General features: G+C 66.9%; 14 protein-coding genes, 3 pseudogenes and 1 riboswitch. Of the genes and pseudogenes, 1 reads left to right on the top strand and 16 read right to left on the bottom strand.

Going from position 1 to position 25809, the window contains the following annotated elements:
- The 4 genes and pseudogenes from BMZ19_RS22925 to BMZ19_RS14800 form a co-directional block, all read right to left on the bottom strand.
- Nucleotides 1-127: pseudogene (locus BMZ19_RS22925) on the bottom strand (histidine kinase dimerization/phospho-acceptor domain-containing protein); the annotation flags it as partial.
- A gap of 129 nt (nt 128-256) precedes the next feature.
- Nucleotides 257-2251, bottom strand: a pseudogene (locus BMZ19_RS14810) (CHASE domain-containing protein); the annotation flags it as partial.
- Nucleotides 2252-2342: 91 nt separating this feature from the next.
- Nucleotides 2343-3551 (bottom strand): EAL domain-containing response regulator, encoded by a 1209-nt coding sequence (locus BMZ19_RS14805; RefSeq protein WP_090312152.1) that lies wholly within the window; start codon nt 3549-3551, stop codon nt 2343-2345.
- Between the two features lie 16 nt (nt 3552-3567).
- The gene (locus BMZ19_RS14800) at nt 3568-7200 is read right to left on the bottom strand and encodes a CHASE domain-containing protein (protein ID WP_090312150.1); all 3633 of its coding nucleotides are present in this window, start codon (nt 7198-7200) and stop codon (nt 3568-3570) included.
- Nucleotides 7201-7741: 541 nt separating this feature from the next.
- A riboswitch (cyclic di-GMP riboswitch) is annotated at nt 7742-7842 on the bottom strand.
- 173 nt (nt 7843-8015) lie between these two features.
- Here BMZ19_RS14800 and BMZ19_RS14795 point away from each other — a divergent pair.
- Nucleotides 8016-8225 (top strand): annotated as a pseudogene (locus tag BMZ19_RS14795) (response regulator); the annotation flags it as partial.
- A gap of 215 nt (nt 8226-8440) precedes the next feature.
- Here the strand turns inward: BMZ19_RS14795 and BMZ19_RS14790 are convergent.
- From BMZ19_RS14790 to BMZ19_RS14735, 12 genes are all read right to left on the bottom strand, one after another.
- Nucleotides 8441-8800: a copper-binding protein gene (locus BMZ19_RS14790; RefSeq protein WP_090312147.1), complete on the bottom strand. Its 360-nt coding sequence runs from the start codon at nt 8798-8800 to the stop codon at nt 8441-8443.
- Complete coding sequence (locus tag BMZ19_RS14785) at nt 8797-11970, bottom strand: efflux RND transporter permease subunit (protein ID WP_090312145.1); 3174 nt, start codon at nt 11968-11970, stop codon at nt 8797-8799. The genes BMZ19_RS14790 and BMZ19_RS14785 overlap by 4 nt, the downstream gene beginning before the upstream one ends.
- Nucleotides 11967-13448 (bottom strand): efflux RND transporter periplasmic adaptor subunit, encoded by a 1482-nt coding sequence (locus BMZ19_RS14780; protein WP_090312143.1) that lies wholly within the window; start codon nt 13446-13448, stop codon nt 11967-11969. Before BMZ19_RS14780 ends, BMZ19_RS14785 begins: the two co-directional genes overlap by 4 nt.
- On the bottom strand, nt 13445-14701 hold the full coding sequence (locus BMZ19_RS14775; RefSeq protein WP_090312142.1) for a TolC family protein: 1257 nt from the start codon (nt 14699-14701) through the stop codon (nt 13445-13447). The genes BMZ19_RS14780 and BMZ19_RS14775 overlap by 4 nt, the downstream gene beginning before the upstream one ends.
- A 78-nt stretch (nt 14702-14779) precedes the next feature.
- Nucleotides 14780-15130: a hypothetical protein gene (locus BMZ19_RS14770; RefSeq protein ID WP_090312211.1), complete on the bottom strand. Its 351-nt coding sequence runs from the start codon at nt 15128-15130 to the stop codon at nt 14780-14782.
- 107 nt (nt 15131-15237) lie between these two features.
- Nucleotides 15238-17355 carry a TonB-dependent receptor family protein gene (locus BMZ19_RS14765; RefSeq protein WP_090312140.1) on the bottom strand — a complete coding sequence of 706 codons (2118 nt, stop codon included), beginning with the start codon at nt 17353-17355 and terminating at the stop codon, nt 15238-15240.
- 166 nt (nt 17356-17521) lie between these two features.
- Nucleotides 17522-18712: a type III PLP-dependent enzyme gene (locus BMZ19_RS14760; protein ID WP_090312139.1), complete on the bottom strand. Its 1191-nt coding sequence runs from the start codon at nt 18710-18712 to the stop codon at nt 17522-17524.
- Entirely contained in the window at nt 18703-20478 is a 1776-nt protein-coding gene (locus tag BMZ19_RS14755; RefSeq protein ID WP_090312137.1) for an IucA/IucC family protein, read from the bottom strand. The genes BMZ19_RS14760 and BMZ19_RS14755 overlap by 10 nt, the downstream gene beginning before the upstream one ends.
- A complete protein-coding gene (locus BMZ19_RS14750) occupies nt 20475-21620 on the bottom strand; it encodes an MFS transporter (RefSeq protein ID WP_090312136.1) in 1146 nt (381 codons plus the stop codon). Before BMZ19_RS14750 ends, BMZ19_RS14755 begins: the two co-directional genes overlap by 4 nt.
- A complete protein-coding gene (locus tag BMZ19_RS14745; protein WP_090312134.1) occupies nt 21605-23389 on the bottom strand; it encodes an IucA/IucC family protein in 1785 nt (594 codons plus the stop codon). The genes BMZ19_RS14750 and BMZ19_RS14745 overlap by 16 nt, the downstream gene beginning before the upstream one ends.
- Entirely contained in the window at nt 23386-24585 is a 1200-nt protein-coding gene (locus BMZ19_RS14740) for an ATP-grasp domain-containing protein (RefSeq protein WP_090312132.1), read from the bottom strand. The genes BMZ19_RS14745 and BMZ19_RS14740 overlap by 4 nt, the downstream gene beginning before the upstream one ends.
- Nucleotides 24586-24705: 120 nt before the next feature.
- Nucleotides 24706-25479, bottom strand: a complete 774-nt coding sequence (locus tag BMZ19_RS14735; protein WP_090312131.1) for an HpcH/HpaI aldolase family protein — start codon at nt 25477-25479, stop codon at nt 24706-24708.
- Nucleotides 25480-25809 lie beyond the last annotated feature (330 nt).

Here is a 25809-nt window from a genome sequence, read left to right as displayed (position 1 = left end):
CCATGTCCTGCTGCTGGGGTTTGAGCGGGGTTTGGGCAAGCACTTCGAGCATGCCGATCACGCCGTTCATCGGCGTGCGGATCTCGTGGCTCATGGTGGCGAGGAAGCTGGACTTGGCTTGGTTGGCCTGTTCGGCCTCCAGCAGCGTCTGCTCCAGGCGAGCGTTGAGGCGCTGCAGCTCCTGCTGGCTGGCCAGCAGGTCGGCTTCAGCCTGTTTCTGCTCGTGAATATCGGCATGAATGCCGGAAATCTGCGTCGGCTTTCCCTGGGCGTCGTAGCCGCTAACGTGCCCGCTGGTGAGAATCCAGCGCCATTCGCCATTGCGCGCGCGCAGACGGTGCTCGGCGCGATAGACGGGGCTGCGCCCCGAAATGTGCTCCTCCATGCAGGCCAGGACCCGCGGCTGGTCTTCGGGGTGGATCAGGCGGTTCCATGTGTCGTGGCGATTGGGCAGCTCATCGGGGTCGTAACCGAGCATCTGCAACCAGCGCGGACTGAAGATCACCTCGTTGGTGATCAGGTCGCGATCCCAGTAGCCGAACTGGCTGGCATCGATCACCCGCTGCAGGCGCGCCCGGCTTTCCTGCAGTTCCTGGCGTCGCTCCAGCTCGTGGCGTCTGGCACGTACAGTCTGCGCGGTGGCGATGAGTGTGAATGCCACCACCAGGAAGGTGACCAGTGCGCCGGCAAGCAGGTAGAGCATGGCGCTCGGCGAGCGGCCTTCGGTAGTTGCCGGCAGCGGCCAGATTTCGAGGCTCATGCGCTCGCCGTCGAGGCCGTCGATGCTGGTACGCCAGGCCGGCTGACCAAGAGGAATGTCGGTCGGGCGATTGTCGAACAGCACCCCTGTCTGACCGGGCACCGGACTGGAGATGCGATAGGCTATGCCCTGCAGAGCGGCCCGCTGGTTCAAGGTGGCGAACAGCCCGTCGAGATGGAACAAACCCACCGCATATCCGCGCAGCGCCCGGGCGCGGGCCTCGGGCGTGGCCCGGGTGGCGTCGAAGTCGTGCGCATAGACGGGAACGAACAGGTTCCAGGCATGGGGATGACGGTCCAGGAGTTCGCCCAGCGGATGGTGTGGCGACCAGATGTTGTGCCCGCTCAGGCGCGCTTGGTGCAGGGCCGTGTGGTTCGCGGGGGAACTGGTGAGATCGATGCCGCTCAGGCGGCTGATGCCCTCCGGGCGGGCGATGAACTGCAGGGGGAAATACTCCGGGCGGGTGCTGGCCAGACGTGGAATGCCCTGCTCATCGTTTTCACGGATGGTGAAGCCGATGTAGCCGTTCAGCCGCTGCTGGCGCTCGAAGCCTTCGCGCTCGACATCGGTCACCCGCGGGGCCCAGGCCAGGGCATGCAGTCCATCCATGGTCAGGGCGCGGTGGGCGAAACGCTCGAGCTGGTGGGTGCTGGGCTCGACACCGCTATCGAACAGGTCGCTGACTGCCAGCAGGCGTTGCGACTGCCGGGTCATCTGGACGGCGAGCATGTCGCGGATGGACTCGCCGGCCGCGGTCAGGCGAGCCTGCCAGTTGGCGCGCTCCAGGCGCTGCAGCCAGACATCGCCGAGTATCACCAGGGCACAGGTGACCAGGGTCGGGATGGCAATGTGCAGGACCCGGCTGGACCAGTGGCGGCGCAGGGGGGGCAGCAGCGGCAGGAGCAGCGGCAGGACCAGGAGGATGCCCAGGGTATCGCCGGCCCACCAGGTGAGCCAGGTCTCTAGCAGCCGCGCGAAAGGCAGGTTCTGCAGCAGGATCAAGCCTGTGCAGCCGACGCTCGCGGCGATCAGGCTGCTCAGCGGGATCGCCCGCAACAGGCAGCGAAATGCCTCTTGCTCATTCTCCAGCGGGTCGCTGCGTTGCAGGAGGGGGCGTAGCAGGCGTGCGCCGAGCACCGCCTGCAGGCTGGCTCCACTGGCGAGCAGGGCAGACAGGGCTATCAGGTTTGCGTTGTCTTCGCCGGTTGCTATCTGTAGACGGTACAACAGGTCGGAGGCGAAATAGCCGAGCCAGACCCCTGGCCAGCGCGCGATGCCCCAACCGAGCAGGGCGACGAGGGCCAGGCCGGCGGCCGGCCAGAGCATCACTGCATGATTGGAGGGGCTGTTGAGCGCCAGGGCTAACTGGGAGAGGGCGAAATAGCTCAGAGCCAGCGCGGATATCTGTGCCAGTCGCCGCAGGCCACGGGATCTTGGCAGACACAGTTGCCGGGATGAGGGGGGAGACGCAAGAGAATCTGGAGGGTTCATTGTTGTTCTGACGAGCCGATGGGTATTTTTACGAGGCAAAAGGAAGTCTGTGCGGCCGGAGGCGTGCCGCACAGACGAGCGGTCGCGACGCTCAGCCATCGCAGATAGGAGTGATCAGCTCGGCACGGCGACGCTCCCAGTCCTGCAGCCATGCCGGCAGTTGCTCGGCCGGCATGGCTCGGGCGATGAACCAGCCCTGGGCGACATCGCAGCCGGCCTGGCGCAGGTAGTCCCAGTCGGCACGATCCTCGATACCTTCGGCCACCGCCTTCATGCCCAGCTTGCGCGCCATCTCCAGGCTGGCATTGAGGATGGTGCTCAGGGAGGCGTCGCGCCAGGCGCCATGCACGAAGCTGCGGTCGATCTTCAGCTCGTTGAACGGGATATCGCGCAGCTGCACTAGCGAGGAGTGACCGGTGCCGAAGTCATCGATGGACAGGTGGATGCGCTTCAGGCGCAGGCGGGTGAGGATATCCAGTGCCGCCTGGCGGTTCTTCATCAGGTGGCTTTCGGTGACCTCCAGCACCAGGCTGGACAGCGGCACCCCGCTGTCCAGCGCAGCGCGCTCGACTAAGTCCGGGAAGTCCAGCCCCTGCAGGTTGTCCATCGACACGTTGACCGCCATCTGCAGTTCCAAGCCCTGCTTGCGCCAATGACGAGCATCGCGCAAGGCGTTGCGTAGCACCTCGCACATCAGGGCGTCGATCAGTCCGGCCTCTTCGGCCTGGGCGATGAAGCGGTCGGGATAGACCAGGCCATCCCGCGGGTGCTGCCAGCGCACCAGTGCCTCGACGCCGCTGCACTGGCCGCTGGCGAAATCGATCTTGGGCTGATAGTGGTTGACCAGTTCGCCGACCCCGATGGCGTGGGCCAGCTCCTCGGCGTCGTAGCGGCGTGCTTCGGCTGCCTGTGGGGCACTGGCGCAGGGCGCAGCCTGTTCCAGCAACTGCTGCAACTGCGCGCTGGAGACCGGCTTGAACAAGGCGCCCGGCACGCGCAGCTTATGCTCTCGGGCCAGGCGCTCGGCACTCTGCAGGATGCGTTCGTCCTCGCCGCTGATCAGCACCAGGGAGCCCGCATAGCCAAGGCGTACCAGATGACGGATGAACTCGATGCCATCCATCTCGGGCATCTGCAGATCGCAGAAGATCAGGTCTATGCCACCGGGATCGCGCTCCAGATGTTCTACCGCAGCAAGGGCCCGATTGAAGTCGGTCACCTGCTCGCAGCCGAGGGTCTTCAGTTGGCGGACCAGCAGCCTGCAGATGAAGGGGTCGTCGTCGACTACCAGAATTCTCATAGGGATTGCCTCGTGGTCATGCCTGACCGTTCTTTTCCAGAAGAAACTGTTCGATCCGCTCGGCTGTGGTGGCCAGTAGGGCGGGGAGCTCGGCGATGTCACGGGTCAGCGCCATGCTGTCGCCATCCTCGATGGCCTGTTCGAGTGCTGCGCACAGCTGCCCCATCCGCGCGGCGCCTACGGCTCGGGACGACGACTTGAGGCGATGGGCAAGGGCACCGATGGCGTCCAGGTCGTTGCCTGCGAAGGAGTCCTGCAATTGCAGCGTCAGGTCGCCCAGTGCCTCGACATAGTCGCCGAGGATGTCACGGATTATCTGAGGGTTTTCGCCGACCAGTGCAGCCAGTGCGCTCAGGTCGAACAGCGGGGGCTCCTCGATGACCGCGGGCGTTGGCGGTGTGTTCCGCTCGAGAGTAGCGTCGCGGCGTAGCCAGCGCGCGAGAGCGGCCTCAAGGCTGGCCAGGCGGATGGGCTTGGTCAGGTAGTCGTCCATGCCGGAGGCGCGGGCTCGTGCAGCCTCGTCGCGTAGTGCGTTGGCAGTCAGCGCCAGGATGGGGATGTGGTGGTCAGAGCCTTCCTCGTGGCGAATTATTTCGGTCATCTCGTAGCCGTCCATTTCCGGCATGTGTAGGTCGCTGAGGATCAGGTCGAAACCACCCTGGCGCCACATGGCTAGGGCTTCGACGCCATGACAGGCCATCTCGAAGCGGTAGCCGAGCAGGGCGAGTTGCCGCTGGATCACCTTGCGGTTCACGGCCTCGTCCTCGACCACCAGGATCCGTCGGCTGGCCGCGAGATCAACCGGTACGGCTGAGTCGGACGGTGCAAGGGTTCGACCATCATCGAAATCCAACGGGGCGTCGATGGTCGGCAGGGGCAGGGTGATGGTGAAGATACTGCCGCTGCCCGGCGTGCTTGCGACCGTGATTTCGCCGTCCATCAGCTTCGCCAGGCGCTTGCAGATGGCCAGGCCGAGGCCGCTGCCGCCGAAGCGGCGGGTAGTCGAAAAATCCGCCTGGGTGAAGGGGTTGAACAGGCTGGCCTGATGCTCGGGGGCGATGCCGATGCCGTTGTCCTCTACGGCAATGGCCACGCGCAGCGGATCGCTGCCGGCGAGGCGGACACGCACCACGACCCGGCCAGGGCGTTCGCTGCGCCCGCCGGAGAACTTGAGGGCATTGCCGATCAGGTTGTAGAGAATCTGCCGCAGACGCAAGGCATCGGAGCAGACCCACCGCGGCACATCGTCGGCGATGTCCTGCTCTAGGGCGACGCCGCGTGAGCTGGCCAGTGGCCCGAGGGTGCCGCAGAGACTTTCGATTAGTTCGACCAGAGGTACAGGGGCTTGCTCGATCTCCAGCCTACCGGCCTCGATCCTGGAGAAGTCGAGGATATCGTCGATCACGCCGAGCAGGTTGTTCGCTGAGTCGCGGATGGTCTTCACCAGGTCGGCCTGGTACTGGGACAGGCGATCCCGGCCCAATACGTCGACCAGGCCGACCACGCCGTTCATCGGGGTGCGGATCTCGTGGCTCATGGCGGCGAGGAAGGCCGACTTGGCGCGGCTGGCCTGCTCGGCATCCTCGCGCGCCTGGGTCAGGCTGGAGATCAGATTCTTGCGCTCGCGGATGTCGCGTAGGGTGCCGATAAACAGGCGCTCGCCATGTACGTGATACTCGGACACACTCAGCTCCAAGTCGACCGGGTGGCCGTCCTTGTGACGGCCGGTGACCTCGCGGCTGGAGCCGATAATGTGTCTCTCACCGGTGACCAGATAGCGCGCGATATGGCCGTCGTGCTGCCCGCGCAGAGGATAGTCCATCAAGCAGGAAACGTTCTGCCCGAGCAGCTCCTCCGGCGTGTAGCCGAGCAGCGGCTCGATGGCCGGGGTGACGCTCTGCACGATGCCGCGGCAGTCGATGGTGATTACGCATTCGAGCAGGTGGTCGAGGACTGCACGGATCTCCTCCTTCTTGGCGTGCAGCTCGGCCAGCGCTTGGCTGCGCTCCTCGATCCGCTGCTGTAACTGGGTATTCAGCTCGGCGAGCTGATCGGTGCGCTCGGCCACCTCACGGGAGACCATGGCATGCCGGCTGGCGCTGCTCAGCGTGGCGAAGGTGGCGAGAAAGGCGGTGAGCAGAGCGAAGCCGAGGAACAGGCGCTCCTCGGTCGTCGAGCCCGGCTTCCAGAGCGGAACGCTGGACTCCATTTCCAGACGCCAGGTCCGCCCGCCGATATGCAGGTCGCGCTGCCAGTCGGCCGGAGTGTCGCTGTCCAGCAAGTCAATGAGCGGGTGGTCGGGCGAGCCAGGAGTGACGTCCGTGATGCGCAGGGCGAATTGGCGTTCGGCGGCCTTGGTGAGCAGTGGGGCGAAGAGCTGCTGCATGTCGATGACCCCAACCACATAACCGCCGATATCCTGCTCATGGCCGCTATCGGCGAGGGGCCACACCGGAATGAAGACCAGGGAGGCGTGGCGATCGGTCCGCGGTAGGCGGATCAGGTCGGCGGCCATGGCCTTGCCCCGCTTGCGGGAAACCGCCATGGCCTGACGGCGCAGTTCTTCGAAACCGTGGTCGAGTCCCAGTATCGGGCGGCTGGCGGCCAGAGGCTCGCTAAACAGGATCGGATAGTACTCGGCGCGTTCGCCGGCTCGCTGCATGCGCAAGTCGCGGTCCAGTTCGGCAATGCGATAGCCCGGGAAGCCTTCGCGGATGACGGCGGCCTCGAACGCTGCGCGCTCGCTATGAGCGATCCGCGGCGCCCAGTCCACCGAGTGGATGGCAGGGCGGTTGACGAAGCTCTGGGTGTAGGCGTGAAACTCCGTGCGGGTGACCTGCTGACTGGCGGCGAAGAAGTGCGCCAGCCCCTCCAGTGGCAGCAGGGTTTCGGTTATTTCCAGCGTGGCGCCGTCGCCGATCACTTCCATCAGGGTGCGTGCCTCGCTCTGTGCGCGCAGCGCTTCCAGTCGGATCAGGCCAAGGTGGCCGACCACCAGCAGAGTGGCGGTGACGATCAGCGGCAGGGCGAAGCGGAAGCTGCCGCCGGGGGGGCGCAGGGGATGCGGGCCAGGCCAGAGCAGGCGGATCATCGGAGCGAACAGTAGTACACCGAGGCTGTCGCCGACCCACCGGTATAACCATGCGTTGATCAGGTTGTCTGCAGCGACCCGCTCGCCAGCGAACAACAGGGCGCTGCCGAGGGTGGGAGCGATTAGGCAAGCGAGCGGGCCGGCTGTCAGCAGGAATAGGGCAAGCCCGCGGTCGCCCTGAACACGCCAGGTGCCTTGCAGGTAGCCTCGGGCCAGCCAGGCGCTCAGCAATGCCTGGGCGGTCGTCGCAGCGGCAGCGAGGGCGACGAGTCCCAGGCTGTGAGAGGAGGAGGCGAGCCACAGATCGACCACCATTCCTCCCAGCCAGATGCCCGGCCAGCAACGCCAGCCCCAGGCTAGCAGTGTGGCGACGGCCAGGCCGGCCGCTGGCCAGATCGGCGAGGCATAGACCGACGCCTGGGGCAGCAGCAGGCCGACCTGACCGGCCAGCACGTACAACCCGGCCGTGGCCAGGATTCTCCAGGAGAGCTGCCGTAGTCTGCAGATAAGGGCGATGCTCGACCCGCCTGCAGTGGCGTTGCTGTTTTTGTCGTGCATGGGCTACCGGAAAACCTCGCTGAGGCATCGGCCGGTGGCCGGAACCGCCGGATAATGAGGTTTCCCAAAGCATATCAAGCAGTACTTCATGCCACATGGATCGCCGGGAGTTCGCCGCGAGAACCCGCAAGCGCAGATGCAGCGGGAGCGACCAGGCTGGCCACCATGCCATCGCCTCGCAGGTAAGGTAACTGCCGGAAGGTTCGAGCATGCTCCGAGTCCTACTTGTGGAGCGCTATCTTGGCAAAGTCGCGCTGGCCGGGCAGCAGGCACGACTCGAGGCGCTTCGAATATAGAGCACAGGAGAGGCTTTACCAGCCGAGACTTTCGGGAGGATGGCGTATCCTCCGGACTCGGGTAGTGCATTGCCAAGGAAGACATGCTGAACGGTCCTTTGCTCCGGATTATGACTGCTTGGAGGCCTGGGAGATGCGGGCCAGCCACGCAAGCAGGAGCGGAGGCGCAAAGAGCTGCAGCGCCAAAGGAAACGCTGCATTTCTTGGCGGCAGAGCGATCGGCCCCGCAAGGCGGAACCAGCTCGACCGGCAACCCCGCTATCATGGCCGCCCGCTTCTTGGGCAGGCGGCGTTAGACCGGAGGCTTTGCGACCCCGTCTTTCGAGCGGGTGAGCCAAAATTTGTGACCATGTTAGCTTTTTGCGAGCTTCGCCGAAATACCGAGCTGCGGTTGTTCGGTTGTTACCCAAATGCTCCGGCAGGGTGCTCGACGGTAGCATCGCTGCAGTCAGCCAGTGGCTGGCGGTCGCTCTGGGGCCGACACTAATCGACTTTCGAGCAATCGCGAGCGAGACTGTCATGAAGATCCTGGCAGCCGAAGACGATCCGGAGATCTGCACCTACCTGCAGCAGGGCCTGAGCGGGGCGGGCTTCGCCGTCGACCGGGTGGGGAGCGGCAGCAAGGTGTTGCAACAGGCGCTGGCCGAGGCCTATGACCTGCTGATCCTCAACGTGATTATGCTCGGGCTGGATGGCTGGGAGGTGCTACGCCGCCTGCGTGGCTCCGGGTTGGCGCTATCGGCGGAGCTGCGTGAGCTGGTGTTCTCGTTCAACGGCATGCTCGCACGGCTCGATGAGCCCATCGTGCGGTTGTCCAACTTGTCACCCATTAACTGTGCACGCCGCTGACCCACTCGAGCTCAGGTTGATCGAGCAGAAATTGGTAGATCTCGCGGCGATGCACCCCTTGTCTCGTGCTTGCTTGAGCCAAGGGGGAGGCAAGCTTAGTCAGCTTTCTGAATGGAAACGATCCGGGCCTCCATGCCTTGGCTTTGAAATTCGAAATTCACTTCGTCACCGACCGTCAGCCCCTTCAACTGCTCGAGCGTTGTGGTAAAGCCCATGGTCATTGATGGCCATTTCAAGCTGGGAACGGGGCCGTGCGAAAGCGTGATGGCCCCTTTGGCAGCGTCGATCCCCTTGATCGTGCCGCGGGCCTTGGCGGTCGGGGCCGCGCTGTCCGGCTGTTCCACCTGCATGGGCTGTTCCATTGGCATCCTGTCCATGGGCTTGTCGTGCATGTCAGCCGCTGTGGCGGTCTGAACGAGCGTGGCGGTCAGGATGGTTACGAAGACTTGTTTCATGACTGGGTTGCTCCTGTGGAATTGGATGGTTGCACAGCTGATGCTTTGTGGAGGTGCGAGCGGCGCATCAGCCGATAGGCCGCCGGGATGACGAACAGAGACAGCAAGGGCGCGCTGAGCATGCCGCCAACCATGGGCGCGGCGATGCGGCTCATCATCTCGCTGCCGGTGCCACTGCCCCAGAAGATCGGCAGCAGGCCGGCGACGATCACCGCCACGGTCATCGCCTTGGGCCGCACGCGCTGCACGGCGCCCTGGCGAATCGCCGCCAGCAGTGCCTGCTCGCAGCGCTCGCCGGCCGCCTCGCGCTCGGCCCAGGCCTGCTTCAAGTAGAGCAGCATGATCACACCGAACTCGGCGGCCACCCCAGCCAAGGCGATGAAGCCGACGCCGGTGGCCACCGACAGGTCGTAGTCCAGCAGGTAGAGGAACCACACACCGCCGGTGAGGGCGAATGGCAGGGTCGCCATGATCAGCAGGGCCTCGTCGAAGCGGGAGAAGGTCAGGTAGAGCAGCACGAAGATGATCGCCAGGGTCGCCGGCACCACCAGCTTGAGCCGGGCGTTGGCCCGCTCGAGGTACTCGAACTGCCCCGAATAGCTGATGCTCATGCCTGGCTGCAGGCTCACCTTTTCGCTGACGGTCCGGCGCAGGTCACCCACCACGGCAGCGATATCCCGACCACGCACATCGATATAAACCCAGCCCGATGGCCGCGCGTTCTCGCTTTTCAGCATGGGCGGTCCGTCGCTGACCGCGATCCTCGCCACCGTGCCCAGAGTGATCTGGCTGCCTTGCGGGGTATAGATCGGCAGCTGCTCGAGAGCGCCGAGTGAGTCGCGCCACTCGCGGGGATAGCGCACATTGATCGGGGAGCGGGCCAGGCCCTCGACGGTCTCGCCGACGTTCTCGCCGCCGATGGCGCTGGCCACTATCGACTGCACGTCGGCGATGTTCAGCCCGTAGCGGGCAGCCGCACGACGGTCGATGTCCACATCGACATAGCGCCCTCCGGTCAGGCGCTCGGCCAGCGCCGAGCTCACTCCAGGCACGCTCTTGGCCACGCGCTCGATCGCTTGGGTGGCTGCGTCGATATCCACCAGGGTTGTGCCGGCGACCTTGATCCCGATGGGACTCTTGATCCCGGTGGCGAGCATGTCGATACGATTGCGGATCGGCGGAATCCAGATGTTAGTGAGCCCCGGGATCCGCACTACCCGATCCAGCTCTTCCACCAGCCACTCCGGCGTTATGCCGGGTCGCCACTGCTCGTGCGGCTTGAACTGGATGGTGGTTTCGAACATCTCCAGCGGTGCCGGGTCGGTGGCGGTTTCGGCACGTCCGGCCTTGCCGAATACGTGCTCGACTTCCGGTACCGTCTTGATCAGGCGATCGGTCTGCTGCAATAGCTGCGCCGCCTTCTGCGCCGACAGTCCGGGCAGCGCCGAAGGCATGTAGAGCAAGTCGCCTTCATCCATCGGCGGCAGGAACTCGCCGCCGAGCCTCGAGATCGGCCATAGCGTGCTGAGAAACACCAGCAGTGCTGCCAGTAGGGTGACTTTGGGACGGCGCAGCACCGCGTCCAGTGCCGGCCGGTAGAGGCGGATCAGCCAGCGATTCAGCGGATTGTGCTCCTCCCGGGGGATCCGCCCGCGAATCCAGTAGCCCATCAGCACCGGCACCAGGGTTACCGACAAGCCGGCGGCGGCCGCCATCGCGTAGGTCTTGGTGAAGGCCAGCGGCCCGAACAGGCGGCCTTCCTGGGCCTCCAGGGTGAACACCGGGATGAACGACAGGGTGATGATCAGCAGACAGAAGAACAGCGCCGGGCCAACCTCGGCGGCGGCGTCGGTCATCACCTGCCAGTGGCGCTCGCCCGCCAGCGTCTCCCCGGGGTGAGCCGAGTTCCAGGCTTCGACCTTCTTGTGAGCGTTCTCGATCATCACCACCGCCGCATCCACCATGGCGCCGATGGCAATGGCGATGCCGCCGAGTGACATGAGGTTGGCGTTGATCCCCTGGTAGCGCATCACGATGAACGCGATGAGTAGGCCAATCGGCAGCGAGATGATGGCGACCAGGGATGAGCGCAGGTGCCAGAGGAACAGCGCACAGACCAGGGCGACGACGATGAACTCCTCGAGCAGCTTGTGGCTGAGGTTGGCCACCGCGCGGTCGATCAGCTTGCTGCGGTCGTAGGTGGTGACGATTTCCACCCCGGCGGGCAGGCTGCCCTTCAGCTCGTCGAGTTTGGCCTTGACCGCGGCAATGGTGTCGCGGGCGTTCTTGCCGCTGCGCAGGATCACCACGGCGCCGACCGTTTCGCCTTCGCCGTCGAGCTCGCCGATGCCGCGGCGCATCTCCGGACCCAGCTGGATGCTCGCCACGTCGCCGAGGGTCACCGGAACGTTGCCGGCGCCGAGCCTGAGCGGGATGGCGCGGAAGTCGTCGAGCGTCTTCAGGTAGCCGGAGGCGCGCACCATGAACTCGGTCTCGGCCATTTCCAGCACGGCGCCGCCGGTTTCCCGGTTGGCCTGGCCGATGGCCGCGATCACCTCGGACTGGGTGATGCCCTGGCTAGCCAGCCTGGGCGGATCGAGCAGCACCTGGTACTGCTTGACCATGCCGCCGACGGTGGCCACCTCGGCGACGTTGGCGACGGTCTTCAGCTCGAACTTGAGGAACCAGTCCTGCAGGGCGCGCAGCTGCGCCAGGTCGTGGCGGCCACTGCGATCCACCAGGGCGTACTGGTAGATCCAGCCGACCCCGGTGGCATCCGGCCCCAAGGCGGGCTTGGCGCCCGCCGGCAAGCGGCTCTGCACCTGGCTCAGGTACTCCAGAACCCGCGAGCGCGCCCAGTAGAGATCGGTGCCGTCCTCGAACAGCACGTAGACATAACTGTCGCCGAAGAAGGAGTAGCCGCGCACCGTTTTCGCTCCCGGCACCGAGAGCATGGTGGTGGTCAGCGGATAGGTGACCTGGTTCTCGACGATCTGCGGCGCCTGCCCCGGATAGGGGGTGCGCACGATCACCTGCACGTCGGAGAGGTCCGGCAGCGCGTCGAGCGGGATGCTGCGCACCGACCAGACGCCCCAGGCGGTGACGAACAGGGTGGCCAGCAGGACCAGGAAGCGGTTGGCTACCGACCAGCGGATCAGTGCGGCGATCATGGCTGGTCTCCCTGTTTCTCCAGGCGCTTGACCACCAGTCCGGCGTCGCTTTCGCGCACCGCGAAGCGCACCCGGTCGCCGACCTTGAGCCCCTGCAGCAGGGCCGGATCGGCCAGCGGGAAACTCATGGTCATGCCGGACATCCCCAGCGTGCGGAACGGGCCATGGGCGAGGGTCACGCTCAGGTCGCCGATCTCGACGACTGTCCCCTCTGCTTCATGCAGTGCGGGGGCATCGACGGCAGGCTCCGGTCTTGCCGCAGACCCCACGACCATACCCCTGAGACTGGCCTCGGAATCGAGCAGGAACTGTCCCGAGGCGACCACCTGTTGGCCTTCTTCCAGGCCGCTCAGTACCACCGTTCGGCCATCGTTTTCCGCCCCGGGGCGGACCTCTACCGGCCGGTAGCGCCCGGCGCCTTCGGCGAGCATGACCAGCGCCCGCCGGCCGGTGCGGATGACGGCCTCGCTCGGCACCCACAACACACCTTGCTCGCTCGCCCGATTCAGCCGTACCTGCGCCGTCAGTCCCGGCCGTAGGCGCCCATCAGGATTGGGCAGTTCGACCCGCACGCGCAGGGTGCGGCTGTCGGCGTTCGCCTCCGGCAGGATGGCGGCGATCCGGCCCGTCAGCACCTCGCCGGCGAAGGCCGGCAGGCGTGCCTCGACCGTTTGGTCGGTGAGCAGTTCCCCGGCTTCTGCCTCCGGCACGGCTAGTTCCAGCCAGACGCTGTCCAGAGCGTTGATGCGCGCCAGGGTATCGCCGGCCGCCACGCTCATGCCCTTCCGCACCGCCAGATCTTGCAACGCGCCGCTGATGGGGCTGGTGAGGATCAGGATCGGCTGGATCTTGCCGCTGCGCTCCACCTTGGCGATCAGCGCCGCCGGCATCCCCGTCAGGCGCAGGCGCTGGCGGGCCGCCGCCAGCAGCTCGGCATCGCCGCTGCGCCGGAGGGCGAGAAACTCTTCCTGGGCGGCGGCCCACTCGGGCACCAGGAGGTCGGCCAGCGGGGCGCCGGCCGCCAGCACGTCGCCCGGTGCGCGGGAGTAGACTCGCTCGACGAAGCCGCTGGTGCGCGCCTGGACCACCGCGACATCCCGTTCGTTGAAAGCCAGGACGCCGCTCACCTCCAGACTGGAGGCAAGGGGCCCACGGCTGATGGTCGCCAGACGCAGGCCGAGATTCTGGGTCAGCCGCGGATCGATGCTGACGGCGGCGCTGTCCGCGTCGGCATCGGCATAGCGGGGCACCAGCTGCATGTCCATGAACGGCGATTTGCCTGGTTTGTCGAACCGCTGCTGCGGGTACATCGGGTCGTACCAGTACAGCACCGGACGCTCGTCCTGCGCGCTGGCAGCAGGTTCGGCTTTGTCGGCCACCTCGTACGAGCGCTGCTGGGCGAGCCAGTAACCCCCGCCAGCGCCGAGAGCGAGCGTCAGGCCGCACAATGCGATTGTCGGGCCGATTCGCGTGGTCATAGCCGCTCCTCCCCGTAGGAAAAATACAGCCGCGCGCCGGTCCGGGCGAGCTGCGCCTCCAGCTCTACCTGCCGCAGGCGCGCCTCAATCAGCTCCTGACGGGCGGCGATGACTCCGAGCAGATCGCCCTTGCCGGCGCGATAACTGGCCAGACTGAGCTCCACCTTCTCCCGGGCCAGCGGCACGAAGCTGTCGCTGTTGCGCTGCAGCGCCCGCTGCAGCCGCTGATAGTCGGCCAGAGCCTCTTCCAGTTGCTGGGCATGCTCGCGCAACAGGGCTTCGCGCTTCGCCTCCAGTTCGGCGAGCTCAGCGTTGCGGGCGGCGATGTTCGGATCCTGTCGGGACGCGGGAAACAGCGGCAGGTCGAAACTGACCTGCACACTGACCATGTCGCCGAACTCGCGACCGCGACGCTGGTAGTCGAGGCCCCAGCTCCAGTCGGACTTCTTCTCCGCCTGCGCTGCGCGCACCTTGGCTTGCGCCTCGCGCGTCATCGGCTCGAAGGCGGCCAGCGCCGGGTGGCGTGGCAACTGGCGGCTGTAGCGGGCATGCTCGACAGACCATTGCGGCCAGTCGCCAGCCAGCGGGCGGGCGGCGGCTGCGCCTATCCAGCGGCGCAGGGCGCCGCGCGCTCGCACGTGCAGCTGGGCCAGCTCGTCCTGCTGCTCGGCCAGGCGGGCGGCCTCCTGTTTCGGCCGTACCGCATCGGCGGCCGCTCCCCGTCCACCGGCGATCTGCGCCTGCACGGCGGCGGTCAGCAGACGATTCTCGGCGAAGAACTCGGCGAACAACGCCTGCTGGCGTTCCACCGCGAGGCGATCGATCCACGCCAGTGCGGTGGCCTGGCGGACGTTCAGCCGTTCGACCGTGCCTTCGGCGGCGGCGCGCTCCACCGCTGCATCGGCCACCTCGGCCCGCGCCTGGCGTTTGGCCCGGTTGGGCACCTCCTGCATGACGCCGACCATCTGCATGGTCATGAAGTCGCGGTCGATGCTCCAGCGGTCGGAGCCGCCGACGGGATAGTTCTGTACGCCCAATCGCAGCTGGGGATCGGGCAGTTCGCCAGCGGGAATGGCGGCATTGCTGGCGGCTTGCAGTTTGGCCTGCTCGGCGGCCAGCGAAGGGGCGTTGTACTCGGCCAGGCGCAAGGCCTCGACGAGTGTCAGCGGGGCCGCCTGGCTCGGTAATGCCAGCACGGCCGCCACCAGGGCAGCGGCGCTGGGCCACCCCGGGCAGTGACGTTGGATGTTCATGCTCTCGATTCCTGTGATGTTTCGCGCAGAGATCAGCCGTCCCGCAGGGCGAGGCAGTGATCCAGGGAAAAGCAGGAATCAGGCGCGGGGGGGACGCCAAGGGCCGGACGGAGACCGCTCGGGCAGGAGATCGTGGTGGTCGGGCATCGCCACGGGGGCGGACAGGGGAACGGGAGGCTTGATCGCCGTCACCTGCAATAGGCTGGCGGTCTTGCATTCCTGTCCCGTCTTGCAGGGCTTGCCATGCTCGGAGGGACTGCCCATGTCCTCGCAACAGTCGGGCGTCATATCCATGCTGTTCGCCATGGTCGCCATGTCGCTCACCTGCATTGGACAGGGCTCAACCGGTGCCTGCAAGCCCGCCATCCCTGCGAAGGGAAGCGTCAGGCCGATCAGGAAAATCAGGCAGAGTCGCAGGTGGCGTTTCATTGTCGTGAGTCTAGTTGCCCCCGCGTAGAGCATGCAACCAAGATCAAGTGGTGGCGGTTCCGACCGCTCAGCCTTGGGCTGAGCGGTGTTGAAGGCACCCGAGACACTCAGAAGCGATAGTTCACGCCCAGGGTCAGGGTGCGTCCCGGTGCCGGCTGGCGGCCCCACGGACTGGTGTCGATACCGCGGAAGTAGTACTGGCGGTCGAACAGGTTGCTGACGCCGGCCGAAGTGGTCAGCACGCTGCCGTCCTGCATCTTGAACTCGCGCTCCAGCGCGGTGTTCCACAGCCAGTAGGACGGGATCTTGCCGGCCGAGGCCGCGGCATTCTCGTCCTCGGTATTGGCGGCGTCGGTGAAGGCGCTGCTCACGTAGAGACCGTCCAGGCTGTAGGTCCAGTGCTCAGCGAAGCGGTAGCGGCCGTCGACCGCCAGCTGGTGCTCGGAGGAGAAGGGCACCTCGTTGCCGGCGAACTGACCGGAGCGCTGCTCGGCTTCCAGCCAGGCGTAGCTGGCGTGCAGATCGAGCAGAGGCAGGGTTTCGGGCGTCCAGAACACCTGGGTCTCGATGCCCTGGTGACGGGTGCTGCCGAGGTTCTCGAAGCGGGTTGTTCTCGAGTTGTATTCGATCTGATCCTTGAAATCGATGCGATACAGGCCGGCTTCCAGGCGCAGGTTGTTGCTCGGGCTGAAGCGCACGCCGGTCTCGTAGTTCCAGGCCAGCTCGGCGGCCACGTCGCCGTCGAAGACGATCGAGGTGATCTGCGGCATGCGCAGCGAGCGCTGGGCGTCGGCGTAGAAGAACCACTCATCGTTCAACTGGTAACCGACGCTGAGGCCCGGCAGCCATTCCTCGGCGGTTTTTTCCTGCGGCTTCTGCGCTACGCCGTTGACCTTGCCTTCGTACTCCATGCTGGCGTGCTCGTAGCGCACCCCAGGGGTGATGGTCAGGCGGCCGTCGAGCAGGCCGATGGCGTTGCTGATGTAGGCGGCCTTGCCTTCGTCGTCGAAGGTCCAGTCGCGGAACACGGTATGTGCGCCGGTGCTCAGGTTGTCGCGGTTGACTTTGAAGTCGACGTCTTCCTTGACCAGGCGGGCGCCGAGCACCCAGGTCTGGCTGACCGTGTCGCCGTCGATGGAGAGGCTCAGGCGCGGTTCGCTGCCCCAGACGCGGAAGTCGCGCGGCGCATCCTGCAGGGTGGCGGGGGTGGCGTCGGGAGTGAACGGCAGGCCGACGATGAAGTTGCGGTAGCTGTGGTGGGCGAAGTTGGTCCAGCTGAGCTCCACGCTGTCGAAGGGACCGAAGCTGCCGAGGTACTGGCTGTAGGTACCCCAGACGCGGTCGGTATCGCCCTCGAAGCGGTCGAGGTCGCGGGTCGACTGGCGCGGATCGTCCCGGTAGTCGGCCACGCTGAGCGCGCCGGCCAGATCCATGTCGGCGATGTAGCGCTGCACGCCGAAGCTCAGGCTGCGGTCCTCGTCGATGTCCCACTGGCCGCGCAGGCGGTAGTTCTGCACTGCGGTGTCCGAGTGCTCGCGGCCGTACTCGCCGTCGATGGTGTTTAGATCGAGCTGCAGGGCGAAACTGTCGGTGATCCTGCCGCCGGTGCCGATGTAGCTGTCGAACAGCTGGCGACCGCCGGGGGCGAAGGTGACGCGCTCCTGCAGGGTGGTTTCCCACTGCTCTGGGATCGGCGGGCTGATGAAGTTGATCACCCCGCCGACGTTGTTCGGGCCGTACTGCACCGCGGCGCCGCCGCGCACCACGTCGATGCGCTCGACGGTGGCCAGGGTCTGCGGGAACAGCGACAGGCTGGTCTGCCCGTAGGGGCCGAGGGCCAGCGGAACGCCGTCGGCCAGTGCCTGCACGCGGCCGCTGCGGCTCTCGTACAGGCCGCGCACCGACAGCTGCGGCAGCACGCCGGTGCCGGTCTCGTCGAAGATCTTCACCCCCGGCACCCGCTGCAGGGCATCGTCCAGACCGCGCACGCTGGCCTTCTTGAGATCCTCCGCCTCGACCACGCTGCGGCTGCCGGGGTAGGTACGCACCTCCTCGTCGCTGGCCTGGCCGAGCACGTCACCCTTGATCACGAAGGGGGCGAGGGTGAGATCCTGGCCCTGCGGCTCAGTGGTATCGCTGGTGCTTTCGGCGGCGAATGCCGCCTGGGCGACGGCCAAGGCCAGCAGGCTTACCGAGAGGCCGATCTGGTGGGTGGTTTTTCTCATGACGAGGTGCGGCTCCTGATTGTTGATGTGATCCGTTTTCTTAGGGCGAGCAGTAATTTAGAAATGAGAGATTATTGCTAATAGGAATTGTTATTAATTGTAAATAGAATGTAAATCGAATGTAAATACCTGCCGGGGCAGTCCGATGGCTACCCGGATCGAGGGGTCAAGACTCCAGGAACACCATCTGCGGCGGCTCGTGCATCAGGAAGTGCTGGTGCGAGATGTTCCAGGAGTAGGCGCCGGCCAGGGTGAACACCAAGAGGTCGCCGACCGCCAGGGCGGCCACCGGCTGCTGGCGGGCCAGCACGTCCTTGGGCGTGCACAGCTGGCCGACTAGGGTCACTGGCTGGTTCTCCAGCTCCGCCGGACGTTCGCTGCGCACCACCTCGAAGGGATGGTCGTGGCCCTGCGCCGCCGGCGTGCGGAAGTGATGGGTACCGCCGCGGGCGACGGCGAAGTACTGGCCGTGGTTGCGCTTGATGTCCAGCACCTCCATCAGGTAGTAGCCGCAGGCGGCGCTAAGGAAGCGGCCGATCTCGAAGCGGATGCACGTGCCCGCCATGCCTTCCTCGACGATCAGCGCCGCCAGGCCCGCGCAGAAGCCCGGCCAGTCGAAGGAGCGGGCGTGGTCGCGGTAGTCGATGCCCATGCCGCCGCCGACGTTGAGCAGCGTCAGGTCCAGGCCGTGGCGCGCGTTCAACTGGCGGAAGCAGCGGAAGTAACTGCGCAGCAGCTGCAGGTGGGCGGCGCTGTCCAGCTGATGGGAGAGCAGGTGGAAGTGCAGGCCCTCGAGCCGCAGCCAGGGTTCGCCGGCGAGCAGCGCCAGCGCCTCGTCGAGGGCCTCCTCGTCGAGACCGAAGGGCGTCGGCTTGCCGCCCATCACCAGGCGACTGTCCGGCGCCTCGGCGAGCCTGAGGTTGAGCCGCAGCAGCACCGGCGCCCGGCGGCCGTGGGCCCTGGCGACGACTGCCAGGCGGCGCAGCTCGCCGAGGCTTTCGACGTGGAAGGCGGAAATCCGACAGTCCATGGCGGCGGCCAGCTCGCTGTCCAGCTTGCCGGGGCCGCCGAAGATCAGCGGCTTGTCCGGATGGCGCTCATACAGCCAGCGCAGTTCGCCGCCGGAGGCCGCCTCGAAGCCGTCGACCCAGGGCGCCAAGGTGCGCAGGATTGGCGCCTCGGGGTTGGCCTTGGCGGCGTAGAACAGCTCGCAGTTGGCCGGCAGCGCTTCGCGCAGAGTACGTGCGTGGCGCGCCAGCGCCGCCAGGTCGTAGATGTAGGCGCACAGCGGCTCGTCGCGCTGGCGGCGCAGCTCTGCGATGGCGTGTTGGACGGGGGCGGGCAGGCTCATCGGCAATCTCCACGGGCGGCGGTCAGCGGATTGGGCAGGGCGGTGTAGCCGGCTTCGCGGTCAGCGCGCATCAGCAGGCGGGTCATGAAGTTCTCCTTGCTCGGCAGGGGCGCGCCGGCGCACAGCTCGCGCAAAGCCTGCGGCTCGCCGAGCGGCGCGCGCTGCGCTTCGAGGATGGCGGCGATCTCCCGCCACAGGCGCCGCTCTAGCGCCGCATCGCCATTGGCCAGGTGGAACACTGCCTCGCCGAGGTTGTTGACCAGGGCGCAGTAGGCGACCCGCTTCCAGGCCTTGTCGGCGTCGTAGTGGAGCGAGGCGCGGGTGCGCTCGTCGAGGTGGGCGAGGCGCTTAGCCGGCCAGTGCTCGGGGACCAGCTTGGTGCCCTCTAGGTCGCGGATCCATACGCGGCAGGGCAGGCCCTGAACGTCGAAGCCGAGCAGGGTGTTCTGCAGGTGCGGTTCGAGCACCACGCCGTGGCGGAACAGGCAGTGCAGCGAGCCGCCCAGCAGCAGCCCGGCATAGGCGCGCAGCCAGCGCAGCGCAGCCTCGGCCGGGTCCACGCCGAGCTGCGCCGCACAGTGCGCGACCAACGCCTGGCAGGCACTGACGCCCCCCAGGGCCCAGGTGAACAGGGCCATGGCGACTTGCGGTCGGTAGCGGGCGCGGCTGGCTTCGTCGAGGTTCTGCCGGTAGAGGATGCCAAAGCATTCGGTAACCTCGCGGGCCTCCTCCGGGCTGCCGTAGGCCGACAGGTCGAGGGTGCTGGCGGCCGGCTCGGCCATTAACGCGAAGCCAGGCTGGCTGTGCTCCAGCTCGGCCATCAGCGGGTCGAGCAGGCGGGTCAGGGCCACCGCGCTGTCCAGCTCGTACCAAGCGTTCTTGCGCACGCAGTTGGTCAGCCGAACGTGGATCGAGAATTTGAGGAAATGGCTCAGCTTCGGGTGGTAGAGGGTGCGTACCGAGGAAGTCGGGTAGAGCGCCATGCCACGCGGGCCGAGGTATTCCAAGAGGCCGAGGTCGCGCACCCGCTGGACCAGCGGATCGGCCAGCACCCGCGAAACCTCCCACGGGTGGCAGGGGTAGAGGTTGTCGGCGCCGGCGACCTCGGCGAGCAGGCCGCGTGGGTCGTCGCCCTGGTGGCGGATCAGCGCGGGGTCGACACGGAACCAGTGCAGCGGGAAGCACGCACCGACTTCCGGCGAGCAGGCCAGCAGGTCGGACTCGGAGACGCCATCGCGGCTTTTCGGCGTCGGGTGCAGGGCATGGCCCCAGACCTGGCCCTGCTCGGAGCGCAGCAGGCTATCGAATGGCTCATGGTTGTCGGCCGGCTCGTGATTGGCCGCGCGGGCGTGGGTGAGAAAGGTGCGGGTGATGCGCAGGCTGTTGTCGATCTGCTCGAGCAGCTCGCCGTGCCGCTCCGGGCCGTTCAGTGGGGCGAGCAGCAGACGCGCCAGTTCGGCGGCGTCCAGCGGCCGCCAGCCCTGGCCGTGGCCCTTGAAGTAGGGCGGGCTGACGAAGCGGCAGCGGCCGAGCACACTGGCGCGGTCGGCGAGCAGCGCCAGGCGGTTGCCGTTGGCGAGCTGGATGCCGACGCAGCGGCTTTCGGCGTGACGCAGGCCCATGGGCAGATCCGGTGCATGGCAGTCGAGACTCGCCTCACCGCGCGGCAGGGCGTACTCGCGCAGGTAGCAGTTGAGCAGGCAATCGATGGCGTGGCGCTGGGCCTCGCCGTCCAGGGTGCGTTCGTGGGGCGAGCGAGCGACAAGGGTCATGGGGCGGTCTCCGGCGAGCGGGTGAGTAAGGGGTGAGCCACGGCCAGCGCGGCGAACGCGGCCAGGCAGGCGATAAGGAAAGGCATGGCGACGCCGTAGTGCTGGCAGGCCAGGCCGGCGACCAGGCCGGCGGCGCTGCCGGCCCACTTGCCGCTGGCGTCGTACCAGCCGAACAGGCGGCCGGCGCCGCCCTGGCGGCGGAGGGCAGCGAGGTAGCGGTGCAGGCCGACGAAACACAGCAGCATGCCCAGCCCGGCGAGTAGGCGCAGGGCGAACAGCAGCTCGGCCGGCACGCGCAGGAACTGCAGCAGGTTGCTCAGCGCGAACAGGGCGAGTCCGGCCGGCAGCAACGGGCCGCTGCGGCGCTGCACCCAGGGCAGGGCCAGCAGGTAGACCAGGTGCGGCAGGCTGTAGAGCAGACCGATCAGCGCGTCGTTGGCGATCCCGAGGGCCTCGCCGTAGGGCACGAAGTAGGGGAAGGTCACCACCATGGCGAAGCTGAACAGGAACTGCACGGCGAGCAGGCGCAGCAGGTCCGGCGGCAGTTCGTCGCGGCTGGTCTGGACGTCCGCGGTCTGCGCCGGGATGCGCGGCGCATCGGCCGGCAACGGCAGCACCAGCAGGAAGGCGACCAGCGGCAGCCAGGCCAGGTAGCGATACATCTCCAGCCCCAGCCCGGCGCTCGCCAGCAGGCCGACCAGCACCGGGCCGCTGAGCAGCGCGAGGCGCGCCGAGTACTGGGTCAGGTTGAGCGCGCGCGACAGGCTTTCCCCGGCAAGCTGGGTCGCCAGGTAGGCGTTCGACGCCGCCATGGCGCCGCCGAAGGTGCCCTGGACGATCAGTGCGAGGGTGAACACCCCCAGGTTCGGACTGAAGCCGGCGAGCAGGAAGCCGGCGGCGAGGCCGGCATGAGCGCGCAGCAGCGACAGCCGGCAGCCGTGGCGGTCGGCCAGGCGTCCCCAGAGCGGCGCCGCCAGCGCGGTGCACAGGGTCGGCAGGACATAGAGCACGCCGATGCTCCAGGTCGGCGCCGCACTGCCGAGATCGGCGAGGATGCGCGGCAGGAACAGCGGCGCGCCCAGGGCGGTGAAGGCCGACAGGTAGTGGCCGAGCAGGACGCTGGCGGTCAGTTGGCGGGACATGGGGCTGCATCCTGCAGGAAGTTCGCCGCGCTGTAGCCGTAGAACTTGTTGATGTCCGCCGCGCCGGAGCGCGCCTTGCTGAACAGGCTGCCGGCGCTGAGCAGGTACTTCACCGGCAGCCTCGGGCTGTCGAGCAGGAAATGACGCGCCTCGTCGACCGCCACTCCCGCGAGCGCCAGCGCCTCGAGGCAGGCACGCAGGCGCTCGCGCAGGCAGGCGTAGAGCGCCTCGTGCGAGGCCAGGCCAGACTCGGCGATGGCCTCCAGCGGCGCGATCAAGTTCAGCTGCAGAGTGATGGTGCAGAACATTTCGGCCAGCGGTCTGGCGCCATCGACGCGGATCCGCTCGTCGCGCAGCTCGGCCAGGCGCGGCACCAGGTCCGGGCAGGCGGCGGCGAAGCGCGCCGGCCACAGCCGTGCGGCGTCGTTGTCCTTCATCAGCAGCCGCAGCGGCCGGCCATCCTCGAATAGCAACACGGCGTTCTGCTGGTTGGCCTCTAGGGCGATGCCGTAGACCAGCCAGAGGCGCAGGTGCACGGCGAGCAGGAGGTCGAGATACTCCTGCCACCAGGCCAGCAGGTCGCCGCTGTGGAAGCGCTGAACCAGCGCTTCCACCAACAGGCGGCCGTCAGGCAGACGGCTAGCCAGGGCGGCGACCGGCACCAGGGTCGCCTGCCCCAGACCGTCCGGGTAGCGGCGCAGGATGTAGGCCAGGTGGCGCTCGCCGGCAGCGTGGCCGCCGTGCAGCTCGTCGACGTGCAGGTAGCGCGCACCGAGCCGGTCGTCGCGTTCGGCGAGCTCCTGCAGCACGGTCTGGAACCAGTGACCGTCGTAGAGGGTGCTCGGCTTTATCAGGCGCAGGTTGCGCGCGCCCAGGGTACGCACCGAGAGAGGTAACTTGATATGGCAGCACGGCGCCTCGACGCACAGCACCGTGCGCACCGACAGGGTCGGCTCCACCTCCAGGGCGCTGCGTGGTGCGCGCAGGCATCCTGGCGGCAGGCCGTGGGCATCCAGTTCGGGCCAGGTCAGCGGGTGCACCGGCAGCAGCGCGTGGCTCGCCGCCAGCGCCGGGTCCAGGCCGACCGCGGCGAAGCTCGGCCACAGCGCCGGCGGCGCGCTCGTCTGCTCGAAAATCGTCTTGGGCACGGCCAGCCAGTTGAGGCGAAAACGTGGCGCGAATTCCGGGGCGTAGGCCTGCAGGGCTGCGGCGTCGAAGCCGCTCTTGGCCCGTGCGGTGGGGTAGAAGGGGTGGTCGTGGTAGCTGGCCAGACGGTCGATGCCGAGCAGGCGTCGGCCCCAATCCGCTTCCGCGAGGAGCTCGCTCAGGTCGTCGGCCTGCGCAGCGTAGGCCTCGCGGCACAGGCGGCGATGCTCGACCGCGCAGTCGGCTTCCTCGGCGTAGTCGGCGAACAACGCCAGGCTCTCGGCGTCCAGGTCGGTAGCCAGGTGCTCGAGCCAGCGGCGGTAGCCCTGCTCCAGGCTCACGCTGTCGCCCTGGCGGCGCAACCAGCGGTCGCCGATCGCGCTCCATTCCTGCAACGGTGCGCCGCGACGCACCGGCAGCCATAGCTCGCCGCAGCCGAGATGGTCGATGCACAGCCAGGTCGGCTCTACCGAGTCAGGCCAGTGGGCCGTCAGTTCGACCGGCAGTTCGCACGCGCGCGTCAAGCCGAGCAGCCCACGGATATCCTCGCGCAGGCAGCAGTCGAGAATGCGCTGGCCGATGACCGCGCGGTCTTGGTCATGGTCGAGTTCGTGCGGATTCATGCCAGCTCCCAGCGCAGGTCGCTGCGCACGGCATCGAAATGCCCCTGCAGCGCAGCTTCGTCGGGCGCGATCAGGCGCAGCACGCCCAGGTAGTCCTTGTTCGAGTTGCTCAAGCGGATCTCCTCGCCGACTTCGTGCAGCGCGCAGTAGTCGGTCCAGTAGCCGTGGTCTTCCTGGCGGAAGCTGCCACTGGCTGCGAGCAGGCGGCCGCCGTGCGGCGCGACCAGGTAGTGCACCAGGGCCGCGGCGCTGCTGCTTTCGCTGTCGTCCAGCGGTTCGCCCAGGTGCAGGGCGAGGATGCGCGCGAACCAGCCCTGCGGCAGCAGGCGGTCGAGGAGAAACTCGCGGCCGTCGCCGATGCTGCGGTAGTTGATTTCGACCAGCACCGGGCCGTCGGCGGTGAGGATGAACTCGCTGTGGCAGACGCCGAAGTTGACGCCGAAGGCGGCCACCTGGGCCAGCGCCGCGTTGCGCGCGGCCCGGCTCAAGGGACCGTTCCAGCGCGCCTCCAGCTCGACGAAGTGCGGCGGCGGCGAGAGGGTCACGTCGAAACCGCCGATGGCCTGCAGGCGCTGGCCGTCACCGAGAGTTTCCAGGGTGAAAAGCGGGCCCTCCAAGTAGGCTTCGAGCAGCAGCGCGCGACTCGGTTGGCGTTGCCAGAAGGCCGCACAGTAGTCGGCCAGCTCGGCGGCGTTGCGGCACAGTTGCACGTCCAGGCTGGCGACGCCTTCGCGCGGCTTGGCCACCAGCGGGAAGGATACGTCCGCCGGCGGCTGCATTCCGGGAGTGAGTACCTGGAACCAGGGGCCGGGAAGGCCTAAGCGCTGCAGGCGCTCGCGCATCTCCGCCTTGTTCTTCGCCGCGTGGCAGATCTGCCAGTTCTTGCCGGGGCAGGCGAAGGCTTCCGCTACCAGGGCGCAGCTTGTCTGCAGGTGATCGCTGTTGGAAAACACTGCCAGCGGGCGCTGGCCATGGGCGTGCAGCAGTTCAATCACCGCCAGCGGGTTGAACACGTCGCACTCGAGGATCTCCAGGTCATCGACCGCTACCTGGGCACCGTCCAGGTGGCGCCAGTGCTCCTGGGCATGGTCGGTGAGCAGCAACAGCGGCTGCCCGTACCGCCGGGCGGAGGGCAGGAAACCTTCGCACACGGCATGGGTGGCAACGTGACTGAGAATGACGATGGGCCTTTGCATGGGCTTCTCCTGGGCAATAGCGGTCCGTCGGCAAGGCGGATGCGCTTGTCGGTGGGGTGGCTCGTGAATTGGGTCAGTGGCTGGGCTGGGACGTTCGGCGGAAGCTGGAGGGCGTGCTGTTCATGTCGTGGCGACTTGGAACCCCTTCCGGTGTGCTTTCAGGGCATTGAGCAACAAGCCGCGGTCTTCGCCGGCGAGATAGCTACGGATCCCGTGCTCATGCCAATGGCGGTGCTGCTCGGCCGTGCGCGGGTTGGCGCAGAAAGGCACCCGGGCGGCGGCACAGGTTGCCGCCATCTGCTGTAGCGCCTGCCAGACCCGTGGATGCAGCGGATCGGGGCCGACGCCGAGATCCAGCGCCAGATCCAGAGCCCCTTCCAGGACCATGGCGATGCCCGGCAGGCGGAGAATCGCCTCCAGCGCCTCGACGCCGGCCGCGCTTTCGATCATCGGCACGATGCGCGGCTCGACATTGGCCTGCACGATGTAGTCGGGCAAGGCGAGTGCGCCGAAACCGGTGCAGCGCCCACCAGTGATGCCACGACGACCCTGTGGCGGAAAGTAGGCGGCGGCCACGGCCCGCTCGACATCTTCGGCGCTCTCCACCCGCGGCAGCACTATCGCTTCGACACCCGCATCCAGTGCACGCCCGATCAGCTTGGCGTCGACCTCCGGCAGGCGCAGCCAGGGTGATATGCCCGTGGCCTCACAGGCACGTAGGCAGTGCATCAGTTCCTCGTCGGAACGCAGCAGGTGTTCCATGTCGAGAATGACAAAGTGATAGCCGGCGGCGGCGATCATTTCGCACAACAGGGGCGAAGGAACCGAATTTAGCAGGCCATAGACCTCCTCGCTGCGATTCAACCGGGCGAGAACGGGGGACTTCCGGAGCATCTTGCATCCTTACGCTAATCATTGGCTAATGAGAATTATTAACGTTTAGTTTGCGAGCTGTAAAGCCCCGGATGCGACACAGACCGGGAAAATCCGGCACCAGTCACAGCCTGATCTTGCCGCCCCTTGGCGGACAGCCTCTTTATACTCGACACCCCAACCTTTACCGGGCGCTTAGACAGGCATCTAGACGGCGGGGCGCTTGCGTATCCCTAGAGGGCGGATTGGCGGATAGTCCTGTTGCTGCAGCTCAGATCACCGCTATCGGGACGATCTGACGGCTCAGGCGGAGAAAGTCGCCGCACAGGATGGAAACCCGCTCGGCATCAA

The organism is Pseudomonas linyingensis, assembly GCF_900109175.1.
In the GTDB taxonomy this organism is placed as follows: domain Bacteria; phylum Pseudomonadota; class Gammaproteobacteria; order Pseudomonadales; family Pseudomonadaceae; genus Geopseudomonas; species Geopseudomonas linyingensis.
Note: the sequence above shows the minus strand (reverse complement) of the source record. Positions and strands in the feature narration are given on the sequence as shown.